The sequence below is a fragment of the Providencia sp. PROV200 genome, from assembly GCF_049901995.1.
GTDB lineage: Bacteria > Pseudomonadota > Gammaproteobacteria > Enterobacterales > Enterobacteriaceae > Providencia > Providencia rettgeri_E.
The window spans coordinates 1,947,903-1,969,744 of the sequence record NZ_CP096307.1 but is presented as its reverse complement, the minus strand read 5'-3'; the positions used below and the strand labels follow the sequence as shown (position 1 = coordinate 1,969,744).

The 21,842-nt window shown below is 39.1% G+C and carries 22 protein-coding genes; 7 read left to right on the top strand and 15 right to left on the bottom strand.

The features are described 5' to 3' along the window. Window positions 1-54: 54 nt before the first annotated feature. Complete coding sequence (gene pyk / locus M1E86_RS09065; RefSeq protein ID WP_213912782.1) at window positions 55-1,497, top strand: pyruvate kinase; 1,443 nt, start codon at window positions 55-57, stop codon at window positions 1,495-1,497. Between the two features lie 52 nt (window positions 1,498-1,549). On the opposite strand, the gene M1E86_RS09060 is transcribed toward pyk, so the two are convergent. The 9 genes from M1E86_RS09060 to znuA form a co-directional block, all read right to left on the bottom strand. Next, entirely contained in the window at window positions 1,550-1,978 is a 429-nt protein-coding gene (locus M1E86_RS09060) for a hypothetical protein (protein WP_125894853.1), read from the bottom strand. A gap of 155 nt (window positions 1,979-2,133) precedes the next feature. Beyond that, window positions 2,134-3,156, bottom strand: coding sequence for a fimbrial protein (locus M1E86_RS09055; protein ID WP_213912783.1), 1,023 nt, complete (start codon window positions 3,154-3,156; stop codon window positions 2,134-2,136). Window positions 3,157-3,164: 8 nt separating this feature from the next. Then, window positions 3,165-5,651: a fimbria/pilus outer membrane usher protein gene (locus M1E86_RS09050; RefSeq protein WP_213912784.1), complete on the bottom strand. Its 2,487-nt coding sequence runs from the start codon at window positions 5,649-5,651 to the stop codon at window positions 3,165-3,167. A 1-nt stretch (window position 5,652) separates the two neighbouring features. Beyond that, on the bottom strand, window positions 5,653-6,324 hold the full coding sequence (locus M1E86_RS09045) for a fimbrial biogenesis chaperone (RefSeq protein WP_213912785.1): 672 nt from the start codon (window positions 6,322-6,324) through the stop codon (window positions 5,653-5,655). Window positions 6,325-6,381: 57 nt separating this feature from the next. After that, window positions 6,382-6,903 carry a fimbrial protein gene (locus tag M1E86_RS09040; RefSeq protein ID WP_125891088.1) on the bottom strand — a complete coding sequence of 174 codons (522 nt, stop codon included), beginning with the start codon at window positions 6,901-6,903 and terminating at the stop codon, window positions 6,382-6,384. Window positions 6,904-7,074: 171 nt separating this feature from the next. Further along, a complete protein-coding gene (locus M1E86_RS09035; RefSeq protein WP_213912786.1) occupies window positions 7,075-7,932 on the bottom strand; it encodes a LysR family transcriptional regulator in 858 nt (285 codons plus the stop codon). Between the two features lie 441 nt (window positions 7,933-8,373). Then, window positions 8,374-9,348 carry a lauroyl-Kdo(2)-lipid IV(A) myristoyltransferase gene (lpxM, locus tag M1E86_RS09030; protein ID WP_125891086.1) on the bottom strand — a complete coding sequence of 325 codons (975 nt, stop codon included), beginning with the start codon at window positions 9,346-9,348 and terminating at the stop codon, window positions 8,374-8,376. 115 nt (window positions 9,349-9,463) lie between these two features. Further along, window positions 9,464-10,804, bottom strand: a complete 1,341-nt coding sequence (gene mepM, locus M1E86_RS09025; protein ID WP_125891085.1) for a murein DD-endopeptidase MepM — start codon at window positions 10,802-10,804, stop codon at window positions 9,464-9,466. A 20-nt stretch (window positions 10,805-10,824) separates the two neighbouring features. Beyond that, the gene (znuA, locus tag M1E86_RS09020) at window positions 10,825-11,784 is read right to left on the bottom strand and encodes a zinc ABC transporter substrate-binding protein ZnuA (protein WP_125891084.1); all 960 of its coding nucleotides are present in this window, start codon (window positions 11,782-11,784) and stop codon (window positions 10,825-10,827) included. 76 nt (window positions 11,785-11,860) lie between these two features. Here znuA and znuC point away from each other — a divergent pair, with 76 nt between their 5' ends. Continuing rightward, a complete protein-coding gene (gene znuC / locus M1E86_RS09015) occupies window positions 11,861-12,628 on the top strand; it encodes a zinc ABC transporter ATP-binding protein ZnuC (RefSeq protein WP_004910688.1) in 768 nt (255 codons plus the stop codon). Further along, a complete protein-coding gene (gene znuB / locus M1E86_RS09010) occupies window positions 12,621-13,406 on the top strand; it encodes a zinc ABC transporter permease subunit ZnuB (protein ID WP_213912787.1) in 786 nt (261 codons plus the stop codon). The genes znuC and znuB overlap by 8 nt, the downstream gene beginning before the upstream one ends. Before the next feature lie 101 nt (window positions 13,407-13,507). On the opposite strand, the gene ruvB is transcribed toward znuB, so the two are convergent. From ruvB to aspS, 6 genes are all read right to left on the bottom strand, one after another. Next, entirely contained in the window at window positions 13,508-14,518 is a 1,011-nt protein-coding gene (gene ruvB, locus M1E86_RS09005; protein ID WP_125891082.1) for a Holliday junction branch migration DNA helicase RuvB, read from the bottom strand. Between the two features lie 16 nt (window positions 14,519-14,534). Next, entirely contained in the window at window positions 14,535-15,152 is a 618-nt protein-coding gene (ruvA, locus tag M1E86_RS09000) for a Holliday junction branch migration protein RuvA (protein WP_102140268.1), read from the bottom strand. Between the two features lie 142 nt (window positions 15,153-15,294). After that, on the bottom strand, window positions 15,295-15,816 hold the full coding sequence (gene ruvC, locus M1E86_RS08995) for a crossover junction endodeoxyribonuclease RuvC (protein WP_125891081.1): 522 nt from the start codon (window positions 15,814-15,816) through the stop codon (window positions 15,295-15,297). A gap of 268 nt (window positions 15,817-16,084) precedes the next feature. Then, window positions 16,085-16,828, bottom strand: coding sequence for a YebC/PmpR family DNA-binding transcriptional regulator (locus M1E86_RS08990; RefSeq protein WP_213912788.1), 744 nt, complete (start codon window positions 16,826-16,828; stop codon window positions 16,085-16,087). A 30-nt stretch (window positions 16,829-16,858) separates the two neighbouring features. Continuing rightward, the gene (gene nudB, locus M1E86_RS08985; protein ID WP_125891079.1) at window positions 16,859-17,290 is read right to left on the bottom strand and encodes a dihydroneopterin triphosphate diphosphatase; all 432 of its coding nucleotides are present in this window, start codon (window positions 17,288-17,290) and stop codon (window positions 16,859-16,861) included. Window positions 17,291-17,295: 5 nt separating this feature from the next. Further along, window positions 17,296-19,065, bottom strand: coding sequence for an aspartate--tRNA ligase (aspS, locus tag M1E86_RS08980; protein ID WP_213912789.1), 1,770 nt, complete (start codon window positions 19,063-19,065; stop codon window positions 17,296-17,298). A 509-nt stretch (window positions 19,066-19,574) separates the two neighbouring features. On the opposite strand from aspS, the gene M1E86_RS08975 reads away from it, so the two are divergent. The 4 genes from M1E86_RS08975 to cmoA all read left to right on the top strand — a co-directional run bounded on the left by M1E86_RS08975 (window position 19,575) and on the right by cmoA (window position 21,840). Further along, window positions 19,575-19,898, top strand: a complete 324-nt coding sequence (locus M1E86_RS08975; RefSeq protein WP_125891077.1) for a DUF4377 domain-containing protein — start codon at window positions 19,575-19,577, stop codon at window positions 19,896-19,898. 108 nt (window positions 19,899-20,006) lie between these two features. Then, complete coding sequence (locus M1E86_RS08970) at window positions 20,007-20,411, top strand: NUDIX hydrolase (protein WP_213912790.1); 405 nt, start codon at window positions 20,007-20,009, stop codon at window positions 20,409-20,411. A 149-nt stretch (window positions 20,412-20,560) separates the two neighbouring features. Beyond that, window positions 20,561-20,959: an MAPEG family protein gene (locus M1E86_RS08965; protein WP_125891075.1), complete on the top strand. Its 399-nt coding sequence runs from the start codon at window positions 20,561-20,563 to the stop codon at window positions 20,957-20,959. A gap of 131 nt (window positions 20,960-21,090) precedes the next feature. After that, a complete protein-coding gene (gene cmoA, locus M1E86_RS08960; protein ID WP_125891074.1) occupies window positions 21,091-21,840 on the top strand; it encodes a carboxy-S-adenosyl-L-methionine synthase CmoA in 750 nt (249 codons plus the stop codon). Window positions 21,841-21,842: the final 2 nt, after the last annotated feature.

The window sequence follows — 21,842 nt, the reverse complement described above, 5'->3', positions numbered from 1 at the left end:
AGTGAAATGGTTTCACTCTTTTATCAACACCATTACAGGTCAACGGAGTAATACATGTCTAGACGGCTTAGAAGAACTAAAATTGTTACAACTCTTGGTCCAGCAACCGATCGCGATAATAATCTTGAAAAAATTATCAATGCTGGTGCCAACGTTGTTCGCCTTAACTTCTCCCACGGAACTCCAGAAGACCATCAATTACGTGCTAATAAGGTACGTGAGATTGCCGCTCGTTTAGGTCGTCATGTTGCGATCCTCGGCGATTTACAAGGTCCTAAAATTCGAGTTTCCACGTTTAAAGATGGTAAAGTTTTCCTAAATATTGGTGATAAATTCATTCTTGATGCCAACTTAGGCAAAGGTGAAGGCTGCCAAGATAAAGTGGGTATCGACTATAAAGGTTTACCTGCTGATGTGGTTCCAGGCGATATTTTACTTCTTGATGATGGGCGAGTTCAATTAAAAGTCCTCGAAGTCAAAGGGTTACAAGTGTTTACCGAAGTTACTGTTGGCGGTCAATTATCTAACAATAAAGGTATTAATAAGCTCGGTGGTGGCCTTTCTGCTGAGGCATTAACAGATAAAGACAAAGAAGATATAAAAACCGCAGCAAAAATTAATGTTGACTATTTAGCCGTTTCATTCCCTCGTTCAGGTGAAGATTTAGATTATGCACGCCGTTTGGCTCGCGATGCCGGTTGTGAGTGTCAAATTGTTGCTAAAGTAGAACGAGCAGAAGCCGTAGCCAATGATCAAGTCATGGATGAAGTTATCCTTGCCTCTGATGTTGTTATGGTTGCTCGTGGTGACCTCGGTGTAGAAATTGGCGACCCAGAATTAGTCGCTGTCCAGAAAAAACTGATCCGCCGTTCTCGCCAATTAAATCGTGTTGTTATAACCGCAACACAAATGATGGAATCAATGATCACTAATCCAATGCCAACGCGAGCCGAAGTTATGGACGTTGCGAACGCGGTGTTGGATGGTACTGATGCCGTTATGCTTTCCGCTGAAACAGCTGCAGGCCAGTACCCCGCAGAAACTGTCGCTGCGATGGCGCAAGTTTGTTTTGGCGCAGAAAAAATGCCTGGTCTGAATATATCTAAACACCGTTTAGAAGCAGAGTTTAGCAGCCCAGAGGAAGCTATTGCTATGTCAACAATGTATGCAGCTAACCACCTTAAAGGGGTTAAAGCTATCATTGCAATGACTGAGTCTGGTCGTACTGCTCGTATGATGTCTCGGATCAGCTCTGGCTTACCGATTTTTGCAATGTCTCGTCATGAAAAAACGCTTAATCAATGTTCCCTCTACCGTGGTGTTACTCCCGTTTTCTGTAGTACCCACACAGATGGTATTGCGGCTGCCAACGAGGCCGTGACGCGTTTGCGTGATAACGGCTATTTAATGAGTGGTGACGTGGTGCTTGTCACCCAAGGTGACTTAATGGGCACGGTCGGTAGCACGAATACTTGTCGTATTCTAGAAGTCGAATAATTGTTTAGCCCTCGCCTATGGGTGGGGGCTTTATTTTATATTAATACTCTATCTAGTCTTGACCCTGTTTCCATTTGATATATGCTTCGCTAATTACGGGTGCAATTTTATCGTAATTTTCCCATGAGTTTTCTATATGGTAAGTTGTCGGTAAATTACCTTTAAGAACACGTTCATAATCTTCAAAGTAGCCTTTCTCTTCTGCTGCATAATAGAACTGAGTAAAAGCATTGCCCTCATCACTTAAATCTTCATCTATAAATTTTTCATCACACATTGTTATCAAAAATTCACGTCCATCGAGCTTTCGAGTTTTAACTAATTCCAGCTCTTCCGCTGATTCCTCAACATGAAATTCTCCGACTAAATTATTATGAATAATCCATGTCAAATAAAAGCCAATATGGGTGCCTCCATTCACAGTAGGTAGTTCTGCAGGATAATCACCACCGTAGTGCCAATCCATACGATCAAATGCCATAGTCTTCCCCAACTTACTTATTGAAAAAGCTAATTATAACCTACCTCAGGTTATTGATGAGTTAAGATAAAGCGCAAAATAATGGTTAAAAAAAAAGTTATGCAAAAAAGTTAAGCTCTTCATTACGCTGATGCGACATGTCGAGCGAGTTGAACTTAATGGTATTGTAAATTAAATTGCAACGTACCGTTTGCCTTTCCGGCCTTTGTTGCTGTGTGTGTTTGAATATAAGCGGCTTCTAAAGGAATGTTATATTGACCTGCATTATTATTTTCAACGATAGGCATTAACTGATTAAGCTTTATTGGTAGGCCGTTGTATTTTATTTGGATCCCATAACCCTTCGCTGTATTTTCATCAGTTAAATTATTCAGTGCGATTGTCCCTGGTGTTTGGCTTGTATCTTGAGTTCCAATAAACGTCATTTTTATGGGTGATATCGGGTCACAATCTAATTGAATTTGAATATTTTGCTTACTCTCTGGACTCGTTGAGCCAACACCCGTAAATGACGATTTGCTGACTTTACCGAAGAATATATCTATTGACTTATTTTTAACCTCGCAACCACTCGAAATAATATTAATTGGCCCCATATTGACTATTGGTTCACCTTTGCCATATAAATCTGTAGTAATAAAACCATTATGAAATAAAATTAGCATTGCAGCATTAGTTGTTGGTAAAGTTTGGCTTTTAACATAATTACTCAGTTTATAAAAATCCGCCCTTAGCTTTACCGCATACAACGCTGAAGATGCATTAGACCCACAGATTATCCTATTACTCATATTTCCATCTTTCGTGTTTACTCCATCTACATACGCAGAACCAGAACAAGGGCTTAATACTGTACCATGTAAAGCATAACCCACACCTGAGCTATCCACTTCTCTGACAGAACCTACACCAGAAATATGCTTTGAGCTTCCTAATCCTCTTAATAAATATATTCCAACTTCTGTATTACCTGTCACATTCCACCACACCCATGATGAATGGGTTCCTAAATCAACAGAACCAATGAATGTACCGACAGGTGATGTCCGTGAGACATAAAGTGTTTTATTCGAATAAACAGTTTGATTGGTAAATTCAGCTCTAAATTCTGCAATTCCGAATTGTGAATATAAATATAAAAGTAACGAAATGCCGATTTTTAATCCTAAACTCTTCATGACGACTCCTATTCACAAGTTCGTTCTATAATCTGAATTTTTTCATTTTTTAATGAAAGTAAAAGTGGAACTTTACACTGCTGATTATGGTTATTCCCCCATTTCACAATAATGACACTTTTCTCTGGGACGCCACTTAAATAAACTTCGCCACCATTTGCAACAATACCTCCTGTCACGTGCTTTTCATTTTCTATAACAGAAACTTGTGTACCAAATGCAATCGGTTTGCTTGCATGTTCCAGTTTTAATAGTACTCTAGCGCCACGTTTTGCTTGAAAATTGGCTAATACAATTGCGCCTTTGGTAGGCACAACTGTCGCTGTATTGATAGCAATATCATTGTGACCACTTAATGTTGCAGTATCGACACTAATTTTATTTCGTTCATAGCGAGTAACAGTAGGAATTACTGCAAAACCTGACGAATTCGTATAAAGTGACTGTGCATTATTTACTTTTAAATTATCAATATTTTCTGCCTTTATGAGTACTGCTGAATCATATATCGTACGTGAGGTCGTTATTCCACCAGAATGCAATAATAGCGCCCCTGTAGCACCAAGGTCGATAGAGTGATATTTAGGGTCATTGTTATAACCTGCGCTGTATTCCCCCGATGAAACGATATAGTTTGTACTGACCGAGTTGCTGTATTCATCACGATTATGGTTATAACGCTGTGTTAGGTCATATTGTAAATTGTTATCTTCTAACTGCGTACCATTAAAGCTTAATGAACTAATAGAGTCACCATTTTTACTGGTGTTATAGCTATAATTGGCCCAATTATTATTTCTTCCTAAATAAAAAGGAATATTTAAATTCAATGACATCATTTGATCATTTGTTTTTGAGTATTCTTGTTTAGTATAAGAATAAGCAATACTGTAATTCATCGAATTATAATTAGAGCTAAAACTCACAGTTAAATTTGTATCAGAACCATGTTTATCCCAATAATATTGCTGATAACCATTCACCGATAAATAACCTATTCCATTAAATGATTGAGAAACTGACGCCTGAAACTGTTGTTTTTTTCGCCCTATATGATAAAAATAATTATTCGAATCAGAAAAATCATAATAATTCCTCGTTGAATAACGGTATGCGGCTAAAGAAAAAGAAGTTCCTGTATCAGAAATATATTTCGAATATTGAACCCGATACGATTGCCCTTCTACCTTATTTTTATCAATCAATTTTGTCGATGCTTGTGTAATATCTGTCGATATTGCCCCCATATTACCCAAATTGACTCCGGTACCTATTGTGTATGCTTGATAGTCTTGAGAAACTAAAAAACCGCCATAAACAGATAAATTGCATGGTAACCCATAAGCTGCTGATACTTGTGTAAAATTAGGCTTACGCCGTGCACTATCAACATTATATTTACCAATATCCACACTATATTTTAACGCGCCTGCTCTTTGCATCAACGGTGCTGCTGAAAATGGCTGAATAAACGACCTGACTATCCCATTAGTTTCTTCTATAGTGACGTCAAGGTCACCACTGAATGACGTTGGATATAAATCATTAATCGAAAATTCGCCCGGCGGTACTGTTGTTTGATAAATTATATGACTATTTTGTCTGATCGTGACAATCGCATTTGATTGAGCAATACCCTTCACTGTTGGTGCAAAGCCCCTTTCACTTTGAGGTAGCATACTTTCATCAGATGCTAATCTCACCCCACGATAAGGGTTACTTTCCATCACACCGTTATCTGAAGATGTTTCCCCTATGGTTAATCGACTATTTAAACGTCTAATATCACGTTCTATATAAGTTTGTAAATGATTCCAATTTTTTTCATTTTTTATTTTTTTATATGTACTATAGTTACGTAAACGCCAAGCATTTATATTGATACCACTTCTTAATCCTAAAAATAAGTTATCTCTGTTGTCCCTATCTTGATACCAATACTGATTAAACCTTGCTGTGTAATTAACAAATACTGCATTAATTCCATCGTCCCATTCATTTACTTCAACGTAACCCCGACTTGTCTTTTTTAGTCCAATTTGTGGAATGCTTATTAGCAATTTTTTCATTTCAAATTTGTATTGATAGTTAGCACTAGGAATAACTTGTTCGATATTTCTTAAATATTCATTTTCTACACTTGATGAAAACCTTTCACTCGCAGAATTCTTCACGCCCCATTCTAACAGCATTTTTTTTGTTATCTTAGGACGTAATTTTTTAGTTTTATTATCAAATACAAATGTAATTGTTTTATTATCAACCAGTTTATCATTGATGTAAATATCAACAAAATAATCACCAGGTAATTGTCCTCCTGCAGAAGATAGATAGCCTAAACTATTTACATCAGCAATTTGATTTTCAATTCCAGTATTAATCGCATTAATATCAAACATATCCTCAGCAATTATATTGCTCGCATATAATATAATACTGACCGCAGTGAAAACTTCAGTATAGATAAGCCGACTCTTGATATGGAAAGCTGACATTTTAGATACTTTTAATTAGTTTTTTCTCTATGAGAGCCCCATAGTCATTAATAAACTCAACAACTATTGAATTACCCTTACTCATTTTTTTCTTAAGAATATAATCATTTTTAAATGGATATATTAATCTGGCGCCATCAACAATCTCACCATTAGCAATTATATTTTTTATTGACAAATGGTATGGGGTTCGGTTATCAATCATAATTCCATCTGGCTTCTCAACTAAAAAAACCTTCTCAAAATCAAAAGACGCTATATCTTTCGACCTTAAAAATAGTTTAAATTGTGAGTTTATAATTATCTGTAATTCATTTTCAATACTATCATCTTTCGGTGGTATTGATTTAATATTCAGTAAATAAATTTTCTCTATATTTGAGCCAATAGATTCACCTATGTATGAAATCCTAGCTGAACCATGTGTATTTGGTTCAATGCGAAATAATGGTGGAGTCGCAATAAATGGCGCTTTCCCCTCACCTTCAAAGAGAGAAACCCAGCTTTGAATTAAAAAAGGCTTCTCTTTATCGCTATTAAAAATCGGAATATCAATTTCACGTTTATTTTCTTCATAGACAAAACGTGTTCCACCGACACTAATGCCTGATGCTTTAGAGATATTAGAAATAGAAAGTAAACATATACAGATTGAAAAAAATATTTTTCTCATAAAAATAACCATAATATTGATGCTAGAAGGAGGGCAAACATTGTCACCCTCCACTAATTAATGGTATTGAATGCTATATACTGCACTGCTATTAACAGGACCCGCAGTGGCTACGCCTGTCGCTTTATAGCGAGCAACGTAATCTAAATCTACTGTTGAACCATTGAGTTCAACCTGTTTTGAATTTTCAAATAATTTTATTTGTGTTGTTGCATCTTTTTCAAATAAGGCTATACCGACATTATTTGCAACACCAGCAGCTTGGTTAATGGCAAGAATATCACGGTCTGAAGTATCACGTGTACCACTAAATTGTACAGTTACTTTGGAATTTGCTGGACAATCTACAAGTTTAATCGTGAAATCTTTTAAACCTGCCACTTCACCTTGCGTGGCTAAACTCTTTACAGATACCTTTCCAAGGTCAACATTTAAATTTTTGGAGTTGCTATCAACTGTACAAGCTATGTCAGTTATTTCCCCAGTAAAGTTAATTGTACCTGAAGCAAATACAATTGGCGCAGATGTAACAGCTAAAGCAATCCCTATTACTGTTAGGGATTTTTTTAGAATACTCATAATAGTTCCTATAATATAGTTCTTTAATAATTAATCATTGCTTTATGAATAAATAGCTTACTCACTCTGGTGAGCGAGGAAAATATATCATTTACTTTTAATTAAGTTAACACATGGATACATTGAATCTTTTTAAATTACATCTAAAATATTTATATTTATCTCCAGCATTCATTTACCTTTTTCATCATCAATTAGATAATATTTTAAAATTTCATTCGCCATCGAGTTTTTATTAACATACATATAAAAACTATAGAATGATTTTTTATTTGGTGTTTTTAGCTCTCTTAATGAGTTATTATTCAATTCTTTCTGGATTAAATTTTTAGGTAACCATAAATACCCGAGGGAGTTTTCAGTTAATTTAATAGCTAATGCCACATTAGAAACATGGATGGTTTGAATGCTTCTTGCCCTATCTATATCTGTAGTCCCCAACGAAATTAACGTCATTTTTTTCATTAATTCCAATACATTATCAACTACGCAATGTTGGAGTTCATGATTTGGATGGGTTACAAATATAGCTTCAACTTGTTCAAGAAATATGGGGTTTAACGATTCAATGTAATGATGAGTAATTAGTAAATCATAATTTTCAAGTGTAAATATATCTGACTTGGCTAGTGAAAGCTGATGAAAATCAAGATTATAGTCTTTTCTGTAGCGGCTTAGAACGCCAACTTTTTCGAGTATTTCATCACTTTGGTATAGGGAATCTATAACAATATTTATTTTATTATTTCGTTCATGGTTGAATGACTTAGCAACTTCTTCTAGTGAAATAGCTTTATCTATTACCTCTCTCGATAACGCTAATAGTTGTTCTCCTTGTTTAGTTAATACTGCACGGCGTTTTTCTAAAAAAAATATTTCAATTTCCAATGTTTGCTCTAATTTACTGATGGTATAACTAATTGATGATTGCGTCCTATGCAAAATTTCAGCAGCTTGAGCAAAACCACCATAATCAACTACCGCCTGTAAAGTTACCCATTGGTCTAACGTAGTTCGAGTTTTTTCCATTAAGCCTCCAAGTATTCATCTGGGAGTTACTTTTATTATGTAATCAAAATATCGAAACATATTTTATACGTCACCAATAAGTGATTATACATAATGATTGGTATTTGTTCATATTTTTAAGCGTGTTTACGTTATTTTTTTTGATAGGTAAAGAATTATTTTTAATATGAGTGCTTTATTTTTATGATTACTGCTAAATAAATAAAAAATATACGCTACTTACTTTTATCACTACTTTACAAAAAGTTAGTGACATATCTAAAGAGGAATGAAATCACTATCAATTATTAATATATTACTCTAAATTTCTATTACGGATAATCGTACACCATTTTTAAAATCATTGACTTTCAAAGAGGTATTTCTATAAATGTACACATTTAGATAAAAAAACCATTACTAAAAAGTAATGGTTTAAAATTGATTCTGTATTTAAGTGCACTAACGATAGAGATCTTTTCGCTGATAAGGTTCTATTTCTCCCTCTTTTCGCGTTTTCAATAATTTTAATATCCATGTGTACTGTTCTAAGTTCGGAGCAACCAGATACTCCAGCTCCTCATTCATTCTTCGTGCTATATATTTATCATCCTTTCCATCGATATCATCCATCGGTTCACGGATATAAATATGCAGTTGATGCGTTTTATGGTCATAAACAGGAAATAGTGGCACAATTTTCGCTTTACATACCTTCATTAGCCGACCGATTGCAGGTAAAGTTGCTTTATATGTGCCAAAAAAATCAACAAATTCACTATGCTCTTCACCATGATCTTGGTCAGGCAAGTAAAACCCCCAGTAGCCTTGCCTAACAGAAGCAATGAAAGGCTTAATCCCCGCCTCTCTTGAATGTAAGCGCCCCCCAAAATGGTATCTTGCTTTATTCCATAAATAATCTGCAACGGGGTTTTTTTGGTGATGAAACATGGCAGCCATTTGCTGGCCTTTGGCTGCTAATAACATCGCAGGGATATCAACGCCCCACCCATGTGGTACCATAAAAATAACATTACTTTGCTGTTGCTTTAAACGTTCTATAACTTCTTGATTATGCCAATGCGTTCTAGCTAGCGTTTTGTTCGCTCCACGAAGACATAGCTCTGCCAACATAACAAAGGACTGTGGTGCAGTTTCAAACATTCGATCAACTAATTCTTCTCGTTGATGTTCTGTCAATTCAGGAAAGCAGTAAAGTAAGTTAATTTTAGCGCGACGACGACCACTTTTTGCGAGTCGCCCCACCCATTTCCCTATTTTAGCCAATAAAGGGTCACGGACTTTAACTGGAATGAAAGCTAATCCTGCTAAAATACCAGCCCCTAACCACACTCCCCAATATCTAGGTAAAAGGTAAGAGCGGTGAAACGTTGGCACATAGCCTTTTTTACTATCAGTGTCTTGATCTTTATTCATGCTGTACTCAAGTGAATAATAGCCATATTTCTATAGCTTATAATAGTTTATGGGAGCATTACAAAGAAAACTGGCAGATACAAGTACCTGCCAGCGATATAAATGGAAACTTAAGTTACTGTAGTTTAAGTTGTGGTTTCGTTTCTTTTACTAGCGCTAAGTATTCCTTACGCTCTTTCCCTGTCAAACCACCAGAACGAGGTAATTTCGCAGTGAGTGGGTTTACCGCTTGTTGATTGACCCACATTTCAAAATGTAGATGAGGCCCAGTCGAACGCCCAGTATTGCCCGATAGTGCAATTCGATCACCGCGCTTAACCTTTTGACCTGGCTTAACCAATAACTGGCGTAAGTGCATGTAACGCGTGGTATATTGACGCCCATGGCGGATCGCAATAAAGTTACCTGCTGCACCACTGTATTTTGAAACAATGACCTCACCATCACCTACTGCAAGTACTGGCGTGCCGACTGGCATTGCGAAATCCACACCTTTATGTGGTGCTACACGCCCAGTGACTGGGTTAACTCGTCGAGGGTTGAATTGTGAAGAAACTCTAAATTGTTTAGCGGTTGGAAATCGTAAGAAACCACGCTCTAAGCCATTCCCTTCGCTATCATAATATCGCCCATCTTCAGCGCGAAAAGCGTAATAGCTTTTTCCATTTGTTTGTAAACGAACACCAATGAGTTGGCTCTGTTCACTACGGCCATTCAGCATTTCCCTACTCATTAACACACTGAATTTATCGCCTTTTTTCAATTTTTTAAAATCAACTTGCCATTGCAAGGCTTTAATTACCTCACGGCCTTCACTGCGTGTTAAGCCAGCTTTATTTGTACTTTGTGCAAATGAACCGTCAACCGTGCCCTTTAAAACACTGTTAGTCCACTCACCTTCGCGAATTTGTTTGGCTTCTTCAAATTTGTTAGTCGTTCCAACACGGGTAAATACACGGGTCTCACGGCGAGAAACTTCCCATGTCAATGATTCTAATTCACCTTGATCAGTTAACGACCAATTTAAAGATTGGCCTATTTTCAGGTTTCTCAGCGACTTATGTTGATTGGATAGCGTTGCAACATCACCCGCTTCAATACCGAATTGAGTTAAGATAGTCGTTAAATTGTCACCACTTGCAACAACATATTCATGAGCAAGAGGGGCTGCAGCCCCACCTGTCTCTGCGGCTTCAGCGTCAGTATCAGCGAGGCCTTCATCAGGCAGCTGCTCACTACTATCTTGAATTATATCGTCGGTTGCATCACTTGCAGGTAATAATGAAAGCGGAATGATGGTATCTGGTGTTCCATCATTTTCAGTCGTCGTTGGTATATGAACTGGCCGCCAAACTGCGACGGCCATAGTCGCTACAGTGAGCGCACTTAATACAATCTTATGTGTTCTAGACAGGCTACCATATACCTGAACCAGACTCTTGGCCATTTGCTGCACTTAAACAATTCCTTCTATTTTTAATCCAGGCAGCTGGCGTATTGCTCTGATAATTGAGTCAAAAACTTCATGTAGCTATCCGGCCCTATAGCCAGCCCAATCCCTAATGGGTCGAGAGTTCCCATTTTCACCCCCGTATTACGTGCTACACTTTCAATCACAGCAGGCCTGAATTGTGGCTCAGCAAAAACACATTGCGCTTTATGCTCAACCAATTGTGTTCGTATTTGATGTAATTTTTGCGCGCCTGGCTGTATTTCTGGGTTTATCGTAAAATGCCCTAAAGGAGCGAGTTGATAGTGTTTTTCAAAGTAGCCATAAGCATCGTGAAAAACGAAATAACCCTTGTTTCTAGCTGGCTGCAAAATCTTAGCAATTTTCTGATCATTTTGCGCCATATTTTCTTTGAATTTACGAAGGTTTACGTCTAGCTTATCTTTTTGGTCAGGATAAAGCTCTACTAAGCGTCCATAAATGTCTTGCGCAGCAAAATTTGCGATCTCTGGTGATAACCAAACGTGCATATTATACTCACCATGATGATGATGTTCGTGATCCCTGTCATGGTTAGCTTCATCTCCATGTTCATGGTCGTGTTCATCTTCATGTGACTCCGCCATAAGTAGTGGCTTAATGTTTTTCTGCTCAGCCAATGCTAGGCGTTTATTCTGTGGTAATGTATTGATTGGCTTTTGTAAAAACATTTCCATATCAGGCCCTACCCACACAAATAAATCAGCCTGTTTAATTTTTTTCAAATCAGAAGGTTTAAGTGCATAATCGTGAGGCGAAGCACCATCTGGTAATAAAACTTGCGTCTCAGTGACACCGTCAGCAATACCCGCGGCAATAAAGGCCAGTGGGCGAATTGACGTTACAACATCTGCATTAGCAGTTGATACCATAGTTGCACTTAATACTGAGCTCGCCACCGCCCCGAAAAGAAATTTGCAGGCAATGTTTTTCGATTTATGTATCATAGCAGTCTTTTTCCGTGATTTTAACTTTGAAATGTTATAATATAACACAACATGAATTCTGCAAGATGTTTTTCATATGCAACCATTACTGACTTTAAATAAAATTTCTGTTTCATTTGGCGAAAAACAGGTTCTTAACGATGTTACCTTTGAACTGAATAAAGGTGATATCGTCACCCTTTTAGGCCCAAATGGCGCTGGAAAATCAACAATTGTACGTGTTGTACTTGGGCTACTTGCCCCTACATCAGGTACCATTACGCGTCCTTCTTCTCTCGCTATTGGTTATGTTCCACAAAAACTTCACTTAGATACGACGCTCCCTTTGACGGTTAAACGCTTTATGTTATTAAAGCTTGGTGTCCGTAAAGAGCATTTGTTGCCTGCCCTCGAGAGGGTCAAGGCGACGCATTTACTCGAACAACCGATGCAAAAATTATCAGGCGGTGAGACTCAGCGCGTTTTACTCGCTCGTGCCCTACTCAATAAACCTGACCTGCTAGTACTTGACGAACCTGCTCAAGGGGTTGATATCACCGGTCAAGTTGCTCTCTACGACTTAATCAATCAGTTAAGAACAGAACTAAATTGTGCAGTATTAATGGTTTCCCATGACTTACATCTCGTAATGGCAAAAACAGATAAAGTACTTTGCATTAATGGCCATATATGCTGTTCTGGCGCACCAGACGTTGTTTCAAACCACCCTGAGTTTGTGGCAATGTTTGGTTATCGCGGTGCTCAACAACTCGGTGTATACCGCCATCAACATAATCATCAACACGATTTAGAAGGCAATATTATTGTTGGTCACCAACACAGCAAGGACTGCAAACATGATTGAGTTACTATTACCCGGCTGGATAGCAGGTATGCTACTTGCCATTGCGGCAGGTCCTCTAGGCTCTTTTGTTGTGTGGCGCCGTATGTCCTACTTTGGCGATACACTCGCCCATGCTTCATTGCTAGGTGTCGCTTTTGGGCTTCTATTAAATATCAACCCATTCTATGCCATTATTGCTGTCACATTGTTATTGGCCTTAATTTTAGTTTGGCTAGAAAAACGGCCACAACTTGCCGTTGATACGCTACTGGGTATTATGGCGCACAGTTCACTTTCTCTAGGCTTAGTTGTTGTGAGCTTAATGGCTAATGTCCGAGTTGACCTAATGGCTTATTTGTTTGGTGACTTACTTTCAGTCAGCTATGAGGATATTATAACGATTTTTATTGGCGTTATTGTCGTTTGCGGGTTGCTTTTTTATCGTTGGCGGGCACTTTTGTCGATAACGGTTAGCCCTGAACTGGCTTTTGTTGATGGGATTAATATTCAAAGGCTACGCTTATTACTGATGTTAGTTACCGCACTAACAATTGGTATTGCAATGAAATTTGTCGGGGCGTTAATTATTACGTCTTTATTGATTATTCCAGCGGCAACAGCGCGACGTTTTGCTCGCACACCTGAACAAATGGCTTTTATCGCTGTTTTAATTGGTATGATCGCAGTGACTGGCGGGTTAGCATTCTCGGCTTTTTACGATACTCCTGCAGGGCCGTCTGTGGTGTTGGTATCCGCTATTCTGTTCGTATTTAGCTTAGTAATAAAAGTGAAAAATTAATTTAAGCCATGAGCTACATAATTTCAGTTGTTACATACAATTTTTGATGCAAATGGCCCCAACATTGCTTTCAATGTTGGGGCCATTTTTATTTAATATAATTAAATTTCTTTAGGGGTTAAACCAAAGTGGTTATATGCATGAACCGTCGCCATTCGGCCTCTAGGGGTACGCTGAATAAAACCTTGCTGGATAAGATAAGGTTCTAAAACATCTTCTATGGTTTCACGCTCTTCCCCGATGGCAGCTGCAAGGTTATCAACACCAACAGGACCGCCCATAAATTTATCAATAATTGCCACTAATAGTTTACGGTCTAAATAATCAAAGCCTGCCGCATCAACATTTAACATGTCTAATGCTTGATTAGCAATTAGCTCATCAATTGAGCCATCACCTTTTACTTGAGCGAAATCCCGTACACGACGTAACAAGCGGTTGGTAATACGTGGTGTCCCCCTCGATCGCATAGCAACTTGTAACGCACCTTCTTCGGTGATATCTAGCCCCATATATTGGGCGCTACGTTTGACAATATGTTGTAAATCATCGACCTGATAAAATTCTAGGCGTTGCACAATACCAAAGCGGTCACGTAATGGCGATGTGAGTGACCCTGCCCGGGTCGTTGCACCAATTAATGTGAAAGGGGGAAGATCAATTTTAATAGAGCGCGCAGCAGGCCCTTCACCTATCATGATATCTAGTTGGTAATCTTCCATTGCGGGATAAAGTATTTCCTCAACAACTGGAGATAATCGATGGATTTCATCAATAAATAAGACATCATGGGGTTCTAGATTAGTTAACATAGCCGCTAAATCGCCAGCTTTTTCTAATACAGGCCCTGAAGTTGTGCGTAGATTAACACCGAGTTCATTCGCAACGATCCCTGCCAACGTTGTTTTACCTAGCCCAGGTGGGCCAAAGATTAGCAAATGATCAAGTGCATCGCCTCGCATCTTAGCTGCCTGAATAAAGATTTCCATTTGGCCTTTAACTTGAGGCTGACCAATGTATTCATTCAATAGCTTTGGCCTGATCGCACGGTCAATAGCTTCTTCATCTGACTGTAATACTTCAGCCGTTATTAGGCGATCAGCTTCAATCATATTCAACGTCTCTCAATCAAAGTGCGGCACGAAGGGCATCACGGATCAATGTTTCAGAGTCACTATCCGGTTTTGCGACTTTACTCACCATGCGGCTTGCTTCTTGTGGTTTATAGCCTAAAGCAATCAATGCAGCAGCGGCTTCCGCCTCAATATCTGCCATGCTTGGCACTTTGCTGTTAACACTTGGCAGGTTAATGTCGCTATTTTGATTAAATAAATCGCCATTTAGGCCTTTGAAGCGGTCTTTCATTTCGACCACTAAACGTTCTGCCGTTTTCTTACCAATTCCAGGTAATTTGACCAGTGATGCAATAGCTTCTTGCTCAATCGCAGAAACAAATTGTTGAGCAGACATTCCAGATAATATTGCTAGGGCTAATTTTGGGCCAACCCCATTAACTTTGATCAGCTCTTTAAATAGCGCCCTTTCTTGCTTATCGTTAAAGCCATATAATAATTGGGCATCTTCACGTACAACAAAATGTGTAAAAACAATCGCTTCTTGACCAATTTCGGGTAATTCATAGAAACAAGTCATCGGCATATGGACTTCATAACCGACACCTTGTAGCTCTAATAATACGATTGGAGGTTGCTTTTCTAAAACAATACCACGTAAACGACCTATCACATTGAAGCCCTCTATTGCTCTCTAAACCCTGAACAGGTTGGTTTATTATCATTAATACCGTTGTTTATACCACAAAAAATGCTGGATGCATATCCAGTTGCACGCTATTTATTAATAAGCGATTCTGTTTAAGATAAACTCGCTATCTTAAACGACCACGCGTTAAAACTAACCGTGGATCGCCAACTTTTAAAAGGTTTTGATTGAAGTGGCAATGTGTAATCGCAATTGCCAGAGCATCTGCCGCATCAGATTGTGGACTCGCTGACAACTTCAGAATCGATTTAACCATATGTTGTACTTGGCTTTTATCTGCGGCTCCTGTGCCTACCACCGTTTGTTTGACCTGACGAGCTGCATATTCAAATACGGGGATATTCATGTTTGCAGCCGCAACAATTGCAACGCCTCGAGCTTGACCGAGTTTTAATGCAGAATCCGCATTCTTCGCCATGAAAACTTGTTCAATAGATAACACATCAGGTTGATATTGGGTGATAATTTCCGAGACACCCGCATAAATTCGTTGCAGACGACTTGGTAAATCATCAACTTGGGTACGAATACATCCACTACCTAAATACAGTAGTTGCCGGCCTTGTTGGCGAATAACACCGTATCCCGTAACGCGAGAGCCAGGGTCAATACCTAAAATAATCGCCATATAAATTTACTTATGCCTCTTTATATTAACCATGTTGTTCTAATAAGCTTCATAATACTATCAATTTCAATTAAATAGCTATTTGAATATCAAATCAAACATTCAGAATAGTGATAATAAAGGCGAGTTATGGCACTGATACTTAGCCAAGTATAGCGAATAAAAGGAAGGAAAGCATCGAAGGCGTTAGAGAAAACAGGCTGCGCCAGCCCGCTTTCTCTACGCGGATTATACTAAATGACTATGCCGCCATTTAGTGCCTCACGACTTACAGTGTGGCAGCGACTTCGTCAGAAATGTCACCATTGTGGTAAACTTCCTGTACGTCATCTGAATCTTCTAACATATCAATAAGGCGTAATAATTTAGGTGCCGTTTCTGCATCTAACTCCGCTTTAGTCGATGGGATCATCGATACTTCTGCAGCGTCACTGGTGAAACCCGCAGCATCTAATGCATCTTTCACTTCACCAAACGTTTCTGGCGTTGTGTAAACATCGATTGCACCATCATCATAAGTTTCAACATCATCAGCGCCTGCTTCTAATGCCGCTTCCATTATGGCATCTTCATCAACGCCTGGTGCATAAGTGATCACGCCACGTTTAGTGAATAAGTAAGAAACGGAACCGTCTGTACCTAAATTACCACCCGTTTTAGTGAATGCGTGGCGCACTTCAGAAACAGTACGGTTACGGTTATCACTTAAGCATTCAACCATAACAGCCGTTCCGCCTGGGCCATAACCTTCATAAATGATGGTTTCCATATTATCATTTTCATCATTACCAACACCACGTGCGATAGCACGGTTTAAGGTGTCACGGGTCATGTTGTTAGATAATGCTTTATCTATAGCCGCACGTAAACGCGGGTTAGTTGCGGGATCACCACCGCCTAAACGAGCTGCAGTCACTAATTCACGGATAATTTTAGTGAAAATTTTACCGCGTTTAGCATCTTGTGCCGCTTTACGGTGTTTGGTGTTGGCCCATTTACTATGACCTGCCATGAAATATCTCCAAAAAACGTCAATAAATAATTAAACAGCAAATTCTAAAATAGCCTGACTGTTGCTCCAGGATTTCGTTAAGCTCGCTGCTTCATCGGGGGCTAGCCAACGAAATTCACTGTGTTCCGTCAGTAATGGCATTTTTTCTTCACTTTGCACCATTTTAAACCAATGTTCTTTGCAATGCGTAACATCAGGTGCATAACGATGCCTGAAATGCGGGAAAATTTCAAAGATGATACTGTGCGACAAATCTTGTAGCTGGTTTTGTTCAACCTCAAAACCGGTTTCTTCTTTAATTTCACGACACGCCGTTTCATACGGCTTTTCATCAGGCTCCAAACTGCCAGTCACTGATTGCCAGAAGTTTGGGTCGTCTTTACGTCGTAACATAAGCACCCGTCCACTACTTTGAGCCACAATAATGACTAATACAGATTCCGGGCGCTTATATTTTTTCATTGAACTTACTCTTCGTCTTTCGCAACCACCGCGATAGCGAGTTCCGTTAGTGCATCTGGATTCGCATGGCTCGGTGCATTCGTCATTAAGCAAGCTGCCGCTGTTGTTTTCGGGAAGGCAATAACATCACGAATATTATCCGTTCCTGTTAACAACATGACTAAACGGTCAAGACCAAATGCTAAACCTGCGTGTGGTGGAGTGCCATATTTCAACGCATCTAATAAGAAGCCAAATTTCTCACGTTGATCTTCTTCATTAATACCTAAAATGCTAAATACGGTTTGTTGCATTTCGTTGCGGTGAATACGGACTGAACCACCACCGACTTCGTAACCATTGATAACCATATCATACGCATTAGCAACGGCTTCTTCAGGCTTGCTTGCTAACTCTTCTGGAGTGAAGTCTTTAGGTGATGTAAATGGATGGTGCATCGCCGTTAAGCCGCCTTCGCCATCTTCTTCGAACATAGGGAAATCAATCACCCATAGTGGCTGCCAGCTATTCAAATTAGTGATTTCAAAGTCACGGCCAACTTTCAAGCGCAATGCGCCCATAGAGTCGGTCACCACATTTTTCGCACCCGCACCAAATAACAAGATATCGCCATCAACTGCGCCAGTACGGTCTAGTAACTGGTTAATCACGTTTTCATTCAAGAATTTTGCGACCGGGCTTTGAATACCTTCAAGGCCTTTAGCGCGATCATTGACTTTCATCCAAGCTAAGCCTTTTGCGCCATAAATACCAACAAATTGACCATATTCGTCGATTTGCTTACGGGTCATTGCTGCGCCGCCGGGCACTTTCAGCGCTGCGACACGGCCTTTCGGATCGTTCGCTGGACCTGAGAACACCGCGAACTCAACATCTTTAACGATATCAGCAACATCCACCAGCTCCATCGGGTTACGCAGGTCTGGTTTATCTGAACCATAACGACGCATAGCTTCCGCAAAGGTCATGATGGGGAAATTGCCTAAATCAACGCCTTTAACCTCTAACCATAAGTTACGGATCATGCGTTCCATGATTTCACGCACTTGTTCTGCGGTCATGAATGAAGTTTCAACGTCGATTTGAGTAAATTCAGGTTGGCGGTCTGCACGTAAATCTTCATCGCGGAAGCATTTTACGATTTGATAATAACGATCAAAGCCTGACATCATCAGCAATTGTTTAAACAGTTGTGGTGATTGCGGTAATGCGTAGAATTTACCTTTATGAACACGACTTGGCACTAAATAGTCACGAGCACCTTCTGGTGTTGCTTTGGTTAGCATTGGCGTTTCAACGTCCAAAAACCCTTCGTTATCCATAAAGTTACGAACAAAGCTGGTGATTTTGGCACGTGTGCGCAGACGCTCAGACATCTCTGGGCGGCGCAAATCTAAATAGCGATATTTTAAACGACGCTCTTCTGTATTCGTTTGGTTGCTATCTAATGGTAGCGGCTCTGACTTATTGAAAATATTCAGTTCTTCAGCAAAAACTTCGATTTCGCCCGTTGCCATATCTTTATTTTTTTGGCTATCTGGACGTGCGCGTACAGTCCCTGTGATTTGGATACAGAACTCATTGCGCAGTTCTGACGCTTTTTCAAATATGTCTTTACGATCGGGGTCGAAGAAAACTTGCACGATCCCTTCACGGTCACGCATATCGATAAAAATCAAACCACCTAAGTCGCGACGGCGGTTTACCCATCCACTAAGAGTGACTTTTTGGCCTTCGTGAGCGATGTTTAACTGCCCACAATAATTAGTACGCATACAATATCCTTTTACTCAGCTGTTGTGCTTTTGCTTGCTGCGGGATTTTGGCATTTTGCTGAACCCTATTTATCTGCGAAACACGGGCTGAAAATTCAGAATGTCAAAAAGGCAGACATTATACAGGAAATTCTGTTAGACAAATAGTTACGTATTCTACATAACGCGTAAACCATTTTGTTTTTAATCATATTTTCATCAATTATTGTTTTTCTAATCAACAACAATAAAATTGAATAACGAGATAGACGTCTATCACGATGACCCTATCAATTTTAAGGGACTATCTGCACCATGTACATATTGCAGCAAAGGTTTATTTTATTAGTTCGATACCTTTTTGAGTGAAATATCACCGCTTAATGTATTCCAATTCAATTATTGGTTAATAAATATCGCTTTAATCATGAATATTTCTATTTCGGAATCGTTACCTTTTTCAGTTTGCTATAATCGCAATCTATAGATACACGCTGAATTCATCATCATCTGCTATTTAAGGATTGCCAATGAAAAAATTATTACTCGCTACTTCCATGTTCGTATTACTTGCAGGATGCCAAAATATGAACCCCGCAGAGACTGATAATACAAAAACGTTTTATGTTGATTCTTCACTTGCTGATTGCATGGGTGTCGCCCCAATGAAGTGTATGAAAGTGAAAGAAAATCCAAATGATGATTGGCAACTTTTTTATAGCTCAATTCAAGGTTTCGAATACCAACCTGGCTACACTTACACCTTGCAAGTGAAGCAATTCGATGTACCAAACCCACCCGCTGATGCACCTAGTATTCGTTACGAGCTGGTAAAAATCGTTGATAAAAAATAAATTTCAAACAATATAGTTTAAGTCATTAAGTAATTTTATCAATTTACTTAATGACTCTCTTATAACCATAATTCTTTAAGCATCGATAAGTAACAGAGTGTCCCTATTATGAGTGTTAAAATCATCGATAAGCTTGGGTTAATCACCTTATCCGAATACAAAATTGCAATGGTGCGTTCCCATAACAAAAGTTTATTTTATATACCCGGTGGAAAACGTGAGCAAGGTGAAAGTGATGAGCAAGCGCTCTGCCGTGAGATTTCTGAAGAGTTAAAACTAGACTTAATTGTCGGCTCTATCCGGTTTTATGGCGAATTTATTGGCCCAGCGGACGGTAAGTCAGATGGAACACTCGTCCGTATTCGTTGTTACTTTGCCGACTATACTGGGGAGCCACAACCCGCTGCTGAGATTGCAGAATTAGACTGGTTTAGCATTCACGATTTACCTCGTTGCTCAAGCACAGCGGTGACTATTTTAACTCGCTTAAAAAAAGAAGGTTTGATTAAATAGAGTGTAAGACTGACTCAAAAAAGTTGTGATTTCATTTGTCTAACCGCTTTTTAGGATTTACAATTCACAAAATATTGTCAATACCCATTACTATAACTTATATTTTTAGGTGTTTTCATAGTTTGATTCGTTTTATGGTGGAGTAAAAAATGGTCAGCTCTTTGTATGCTGTACTGGGTGCCTTACTGCTGCTTAGATTATCCTTAAATGTTGTGAAGCTGCGTAACCAATACCGTATAGGCTATGGCGATGGCGGTTTTTATGAATTACAAACCGCCATCCGCGTTCATGGTAATGCCATCGAATACATTCCCATTGCTTTAATTTTATTGCTCTTAATGGAAATGAATGGCGCCCAAGTATGGATGATTCATATTTGTGGTTTGATCTTAATTGCAGGCCGACTACTGCACTCTTACGGCTTGAAAAATCACGACCACTCATATCGTCGCTCCGGCATGGTAGCCACTTACCTCGCGATGACACTGATGGTTATCGCCAATACCTATTACCTACCTTGGCTGCAGATCGTTTCATTTAATCTTTAGTTTTTATTCTCTGTAACGGCACGAGTTATTAATGTGCCGCTTATTATTTCATTGCTTATGGATTGATTTTCAGTAGACTGCCTTTCTGATACAATCCTCCACTACTTTTGTTTTTGCTTAATACAGAACTTATGTCAAATTCGGATCCAACCTCAAAAGACCGCCTTTTCTCTGCGCCTATCGCTAACCTTGGTGACTGGCAATTCGATGAAAAAGTTGCTGAAGTATTCCCTGATATGATCCAACGCTCCGTGCCAGGGTACTCTAATATTATTACGATGATTGGCATGCTAGCGGGTCGTTTTGTCAAACCCAACAGCCATGTTTACGATTTAGGCTGTTCTTTAGGTGCCGCAACCTTATCGATAAGGCGTAATATTACAGTAGAAAAAAGCAAAATTATTGCTGTTGATAACTCCCCTGCAATGGTTGAACGTTGCCGCCGCCATATTGATGCGTATCGTGCCGACACACCAGTTGATGTTATCGAAGGCGATATTCGCGATGTAAATATTGAAAACGCTTCCATGGTTGTGCTCAATTTCACCTTGCAGTTTCTCAACCCAGAAGATCGCCAATTATTACTCAGTAAGATTTATCAAGGGCTACAACCCGGCGGTATTTTAGTGCTTTCGGAGAAATTCAACTTCGAAGACAAGGAAATCGGTGAGTTATTGTTCAATATGCATCACGACTTCAAACGGGCGAATGGCTATAGTGAATTAGAAATTAGCCAAAAACGCAGTATGTTAGAAAATGTGATGCTCACAGATTCTGTTGAAGCCCATAAAGCGCGTTTAAAAAGTGTCGGTTTTACTCACTGTGAAGTTTGGTTCCAGTGCTTTAATTTTGGTTCACTGTTAGCGGTTAAAGAGGCCTAGAC

Coding starts and splice junctions, on each gene's coding strand:
- pyk (WP_213912782.1), top strand. CDS start 55: ATGTCTAGACGGCTTAGAAGAACTAAAATTGTTACAACTCTTGGTCCA.
- znuA (WP_125891084.1), bottom strand. CDS start 11,784: ATGATACATAAATCGAAAAACATTGCCTGCAAATTTCTTTTCGGGGCG.
- ruvB (WP_125891082.1), bottom strand. CDS start 14,518: ATGATTGAAGCTGATCGCCTAATAACGGCTGAAGTATTACAGTCAGAT.
- aspS (WP_213912789.1), bottom strand. CDS start 19,065: ATGCGTACTAATTATTGTGGGCAGTTAAACATCGCTCACGAAGGCCAA.
- M1E86_RS08990 (WP_213912788.1), bottom strand. CDS start 16,828: ATGGCAGGTCATAGTAAATGGGCCAACACCAAACACCGTAAAGCGGCA.
- nudB (WP_125891079.1), bottom strand. CDS start 17,290: ATGAAAAAATATAAGCGCCCGGAATCTGTATTAGTCATTATTGTGGCT.
- cmoA (WP_125891074.1), top strand. CDS start 21,091: ATGTCAAATTCGGATCCAACCTCAAAAGACCGCCTTTTCTCTGCGCCT.
- M1E86_RS09055 (WP_213912783.1), bottom strand. CDS start 3,156: ATGAAGAGTTTAGGATTAAAAATCGGCATTTCGTTACTTTTATATTTA.
- lpxM (WP_125891086.1), bottom strand. CDS start 9,348: ATGAATAAAGATCAAGACACTGATAGTAAAAAAGGCTATGTGCCAACG.
- M1E86_RS08970 (WP_213912790.1), top strand. CDS start 20,007: ATGAGTGTTAAAATCATCGATAAGCTTGGGTTAATCACCTTATCCGAA.
- ruvC (WP_125891081.1), bottom strand. CDS start 15,816: ATGGCGATTATTTTAGGTATTGACCCTGGCTCTCGCGTTACGGGATAC.
- M1E86_RS09035 (WP_213912786.1), bottom strand. CDS start 7,932: ATGGAAAAAACTCGAACTACGTTAGACCAATGGGTAACTTTACAGGCG.
- M1E86_RS09060 (WP_125894853.1), bottom strand. CDS start 1,978: ATGGCATTTGATCGTATGGATTGGCACTACGGTGGTGATTATCCTGCA.
- M1E86_RS08975 (WP_125891077.1), top strand. CDS start 19,575: ATGAAAAAATTATTACTCGCTACTTCCATGTTCGTATTACTTGCAGGA.
- znuC (WP_004910688.1), top strand. CDS start 11,861: ATGCAACCATTACTGACTTTAAATAAAATTTCTGTTTCATTTGGCGAA.
- M1E86_RS09050 (WP_213912784.1), bottom strand. CDS start 5,651: ATGTCAGCTTTCCATATCAAGAGTCGGCTTATCTATACTGAAGTTTTC.
- znuB (WP_213912787.1), top strand. CDS start 12,621: ATGATTGAGTTACTATTACCCGGCTGGATAGCAGGTATGCTACTTGCC.
- M1E86_RS08965 (WP_125891075.1), top strand. CDS start 20,561: ATGGTCAGCTCTTTGTATGCTGTACTGGGTGCCTTACTGCTGCTTAGA.
- M1E86_RS09040 (WP_125891088.1), bottom strand. CDS start 6,903: ATGAGTATTCTAAAAAAATCCCTAACAGTAATAGGGATTGCTTTAGCT.
- M1E86_RS09045 (WP_213912785.1), bottom strand. CDS start 6,324: ATGAGAAAAATATTTTTTTCAATCTGTATATGTTTACTTTCTATTTCT.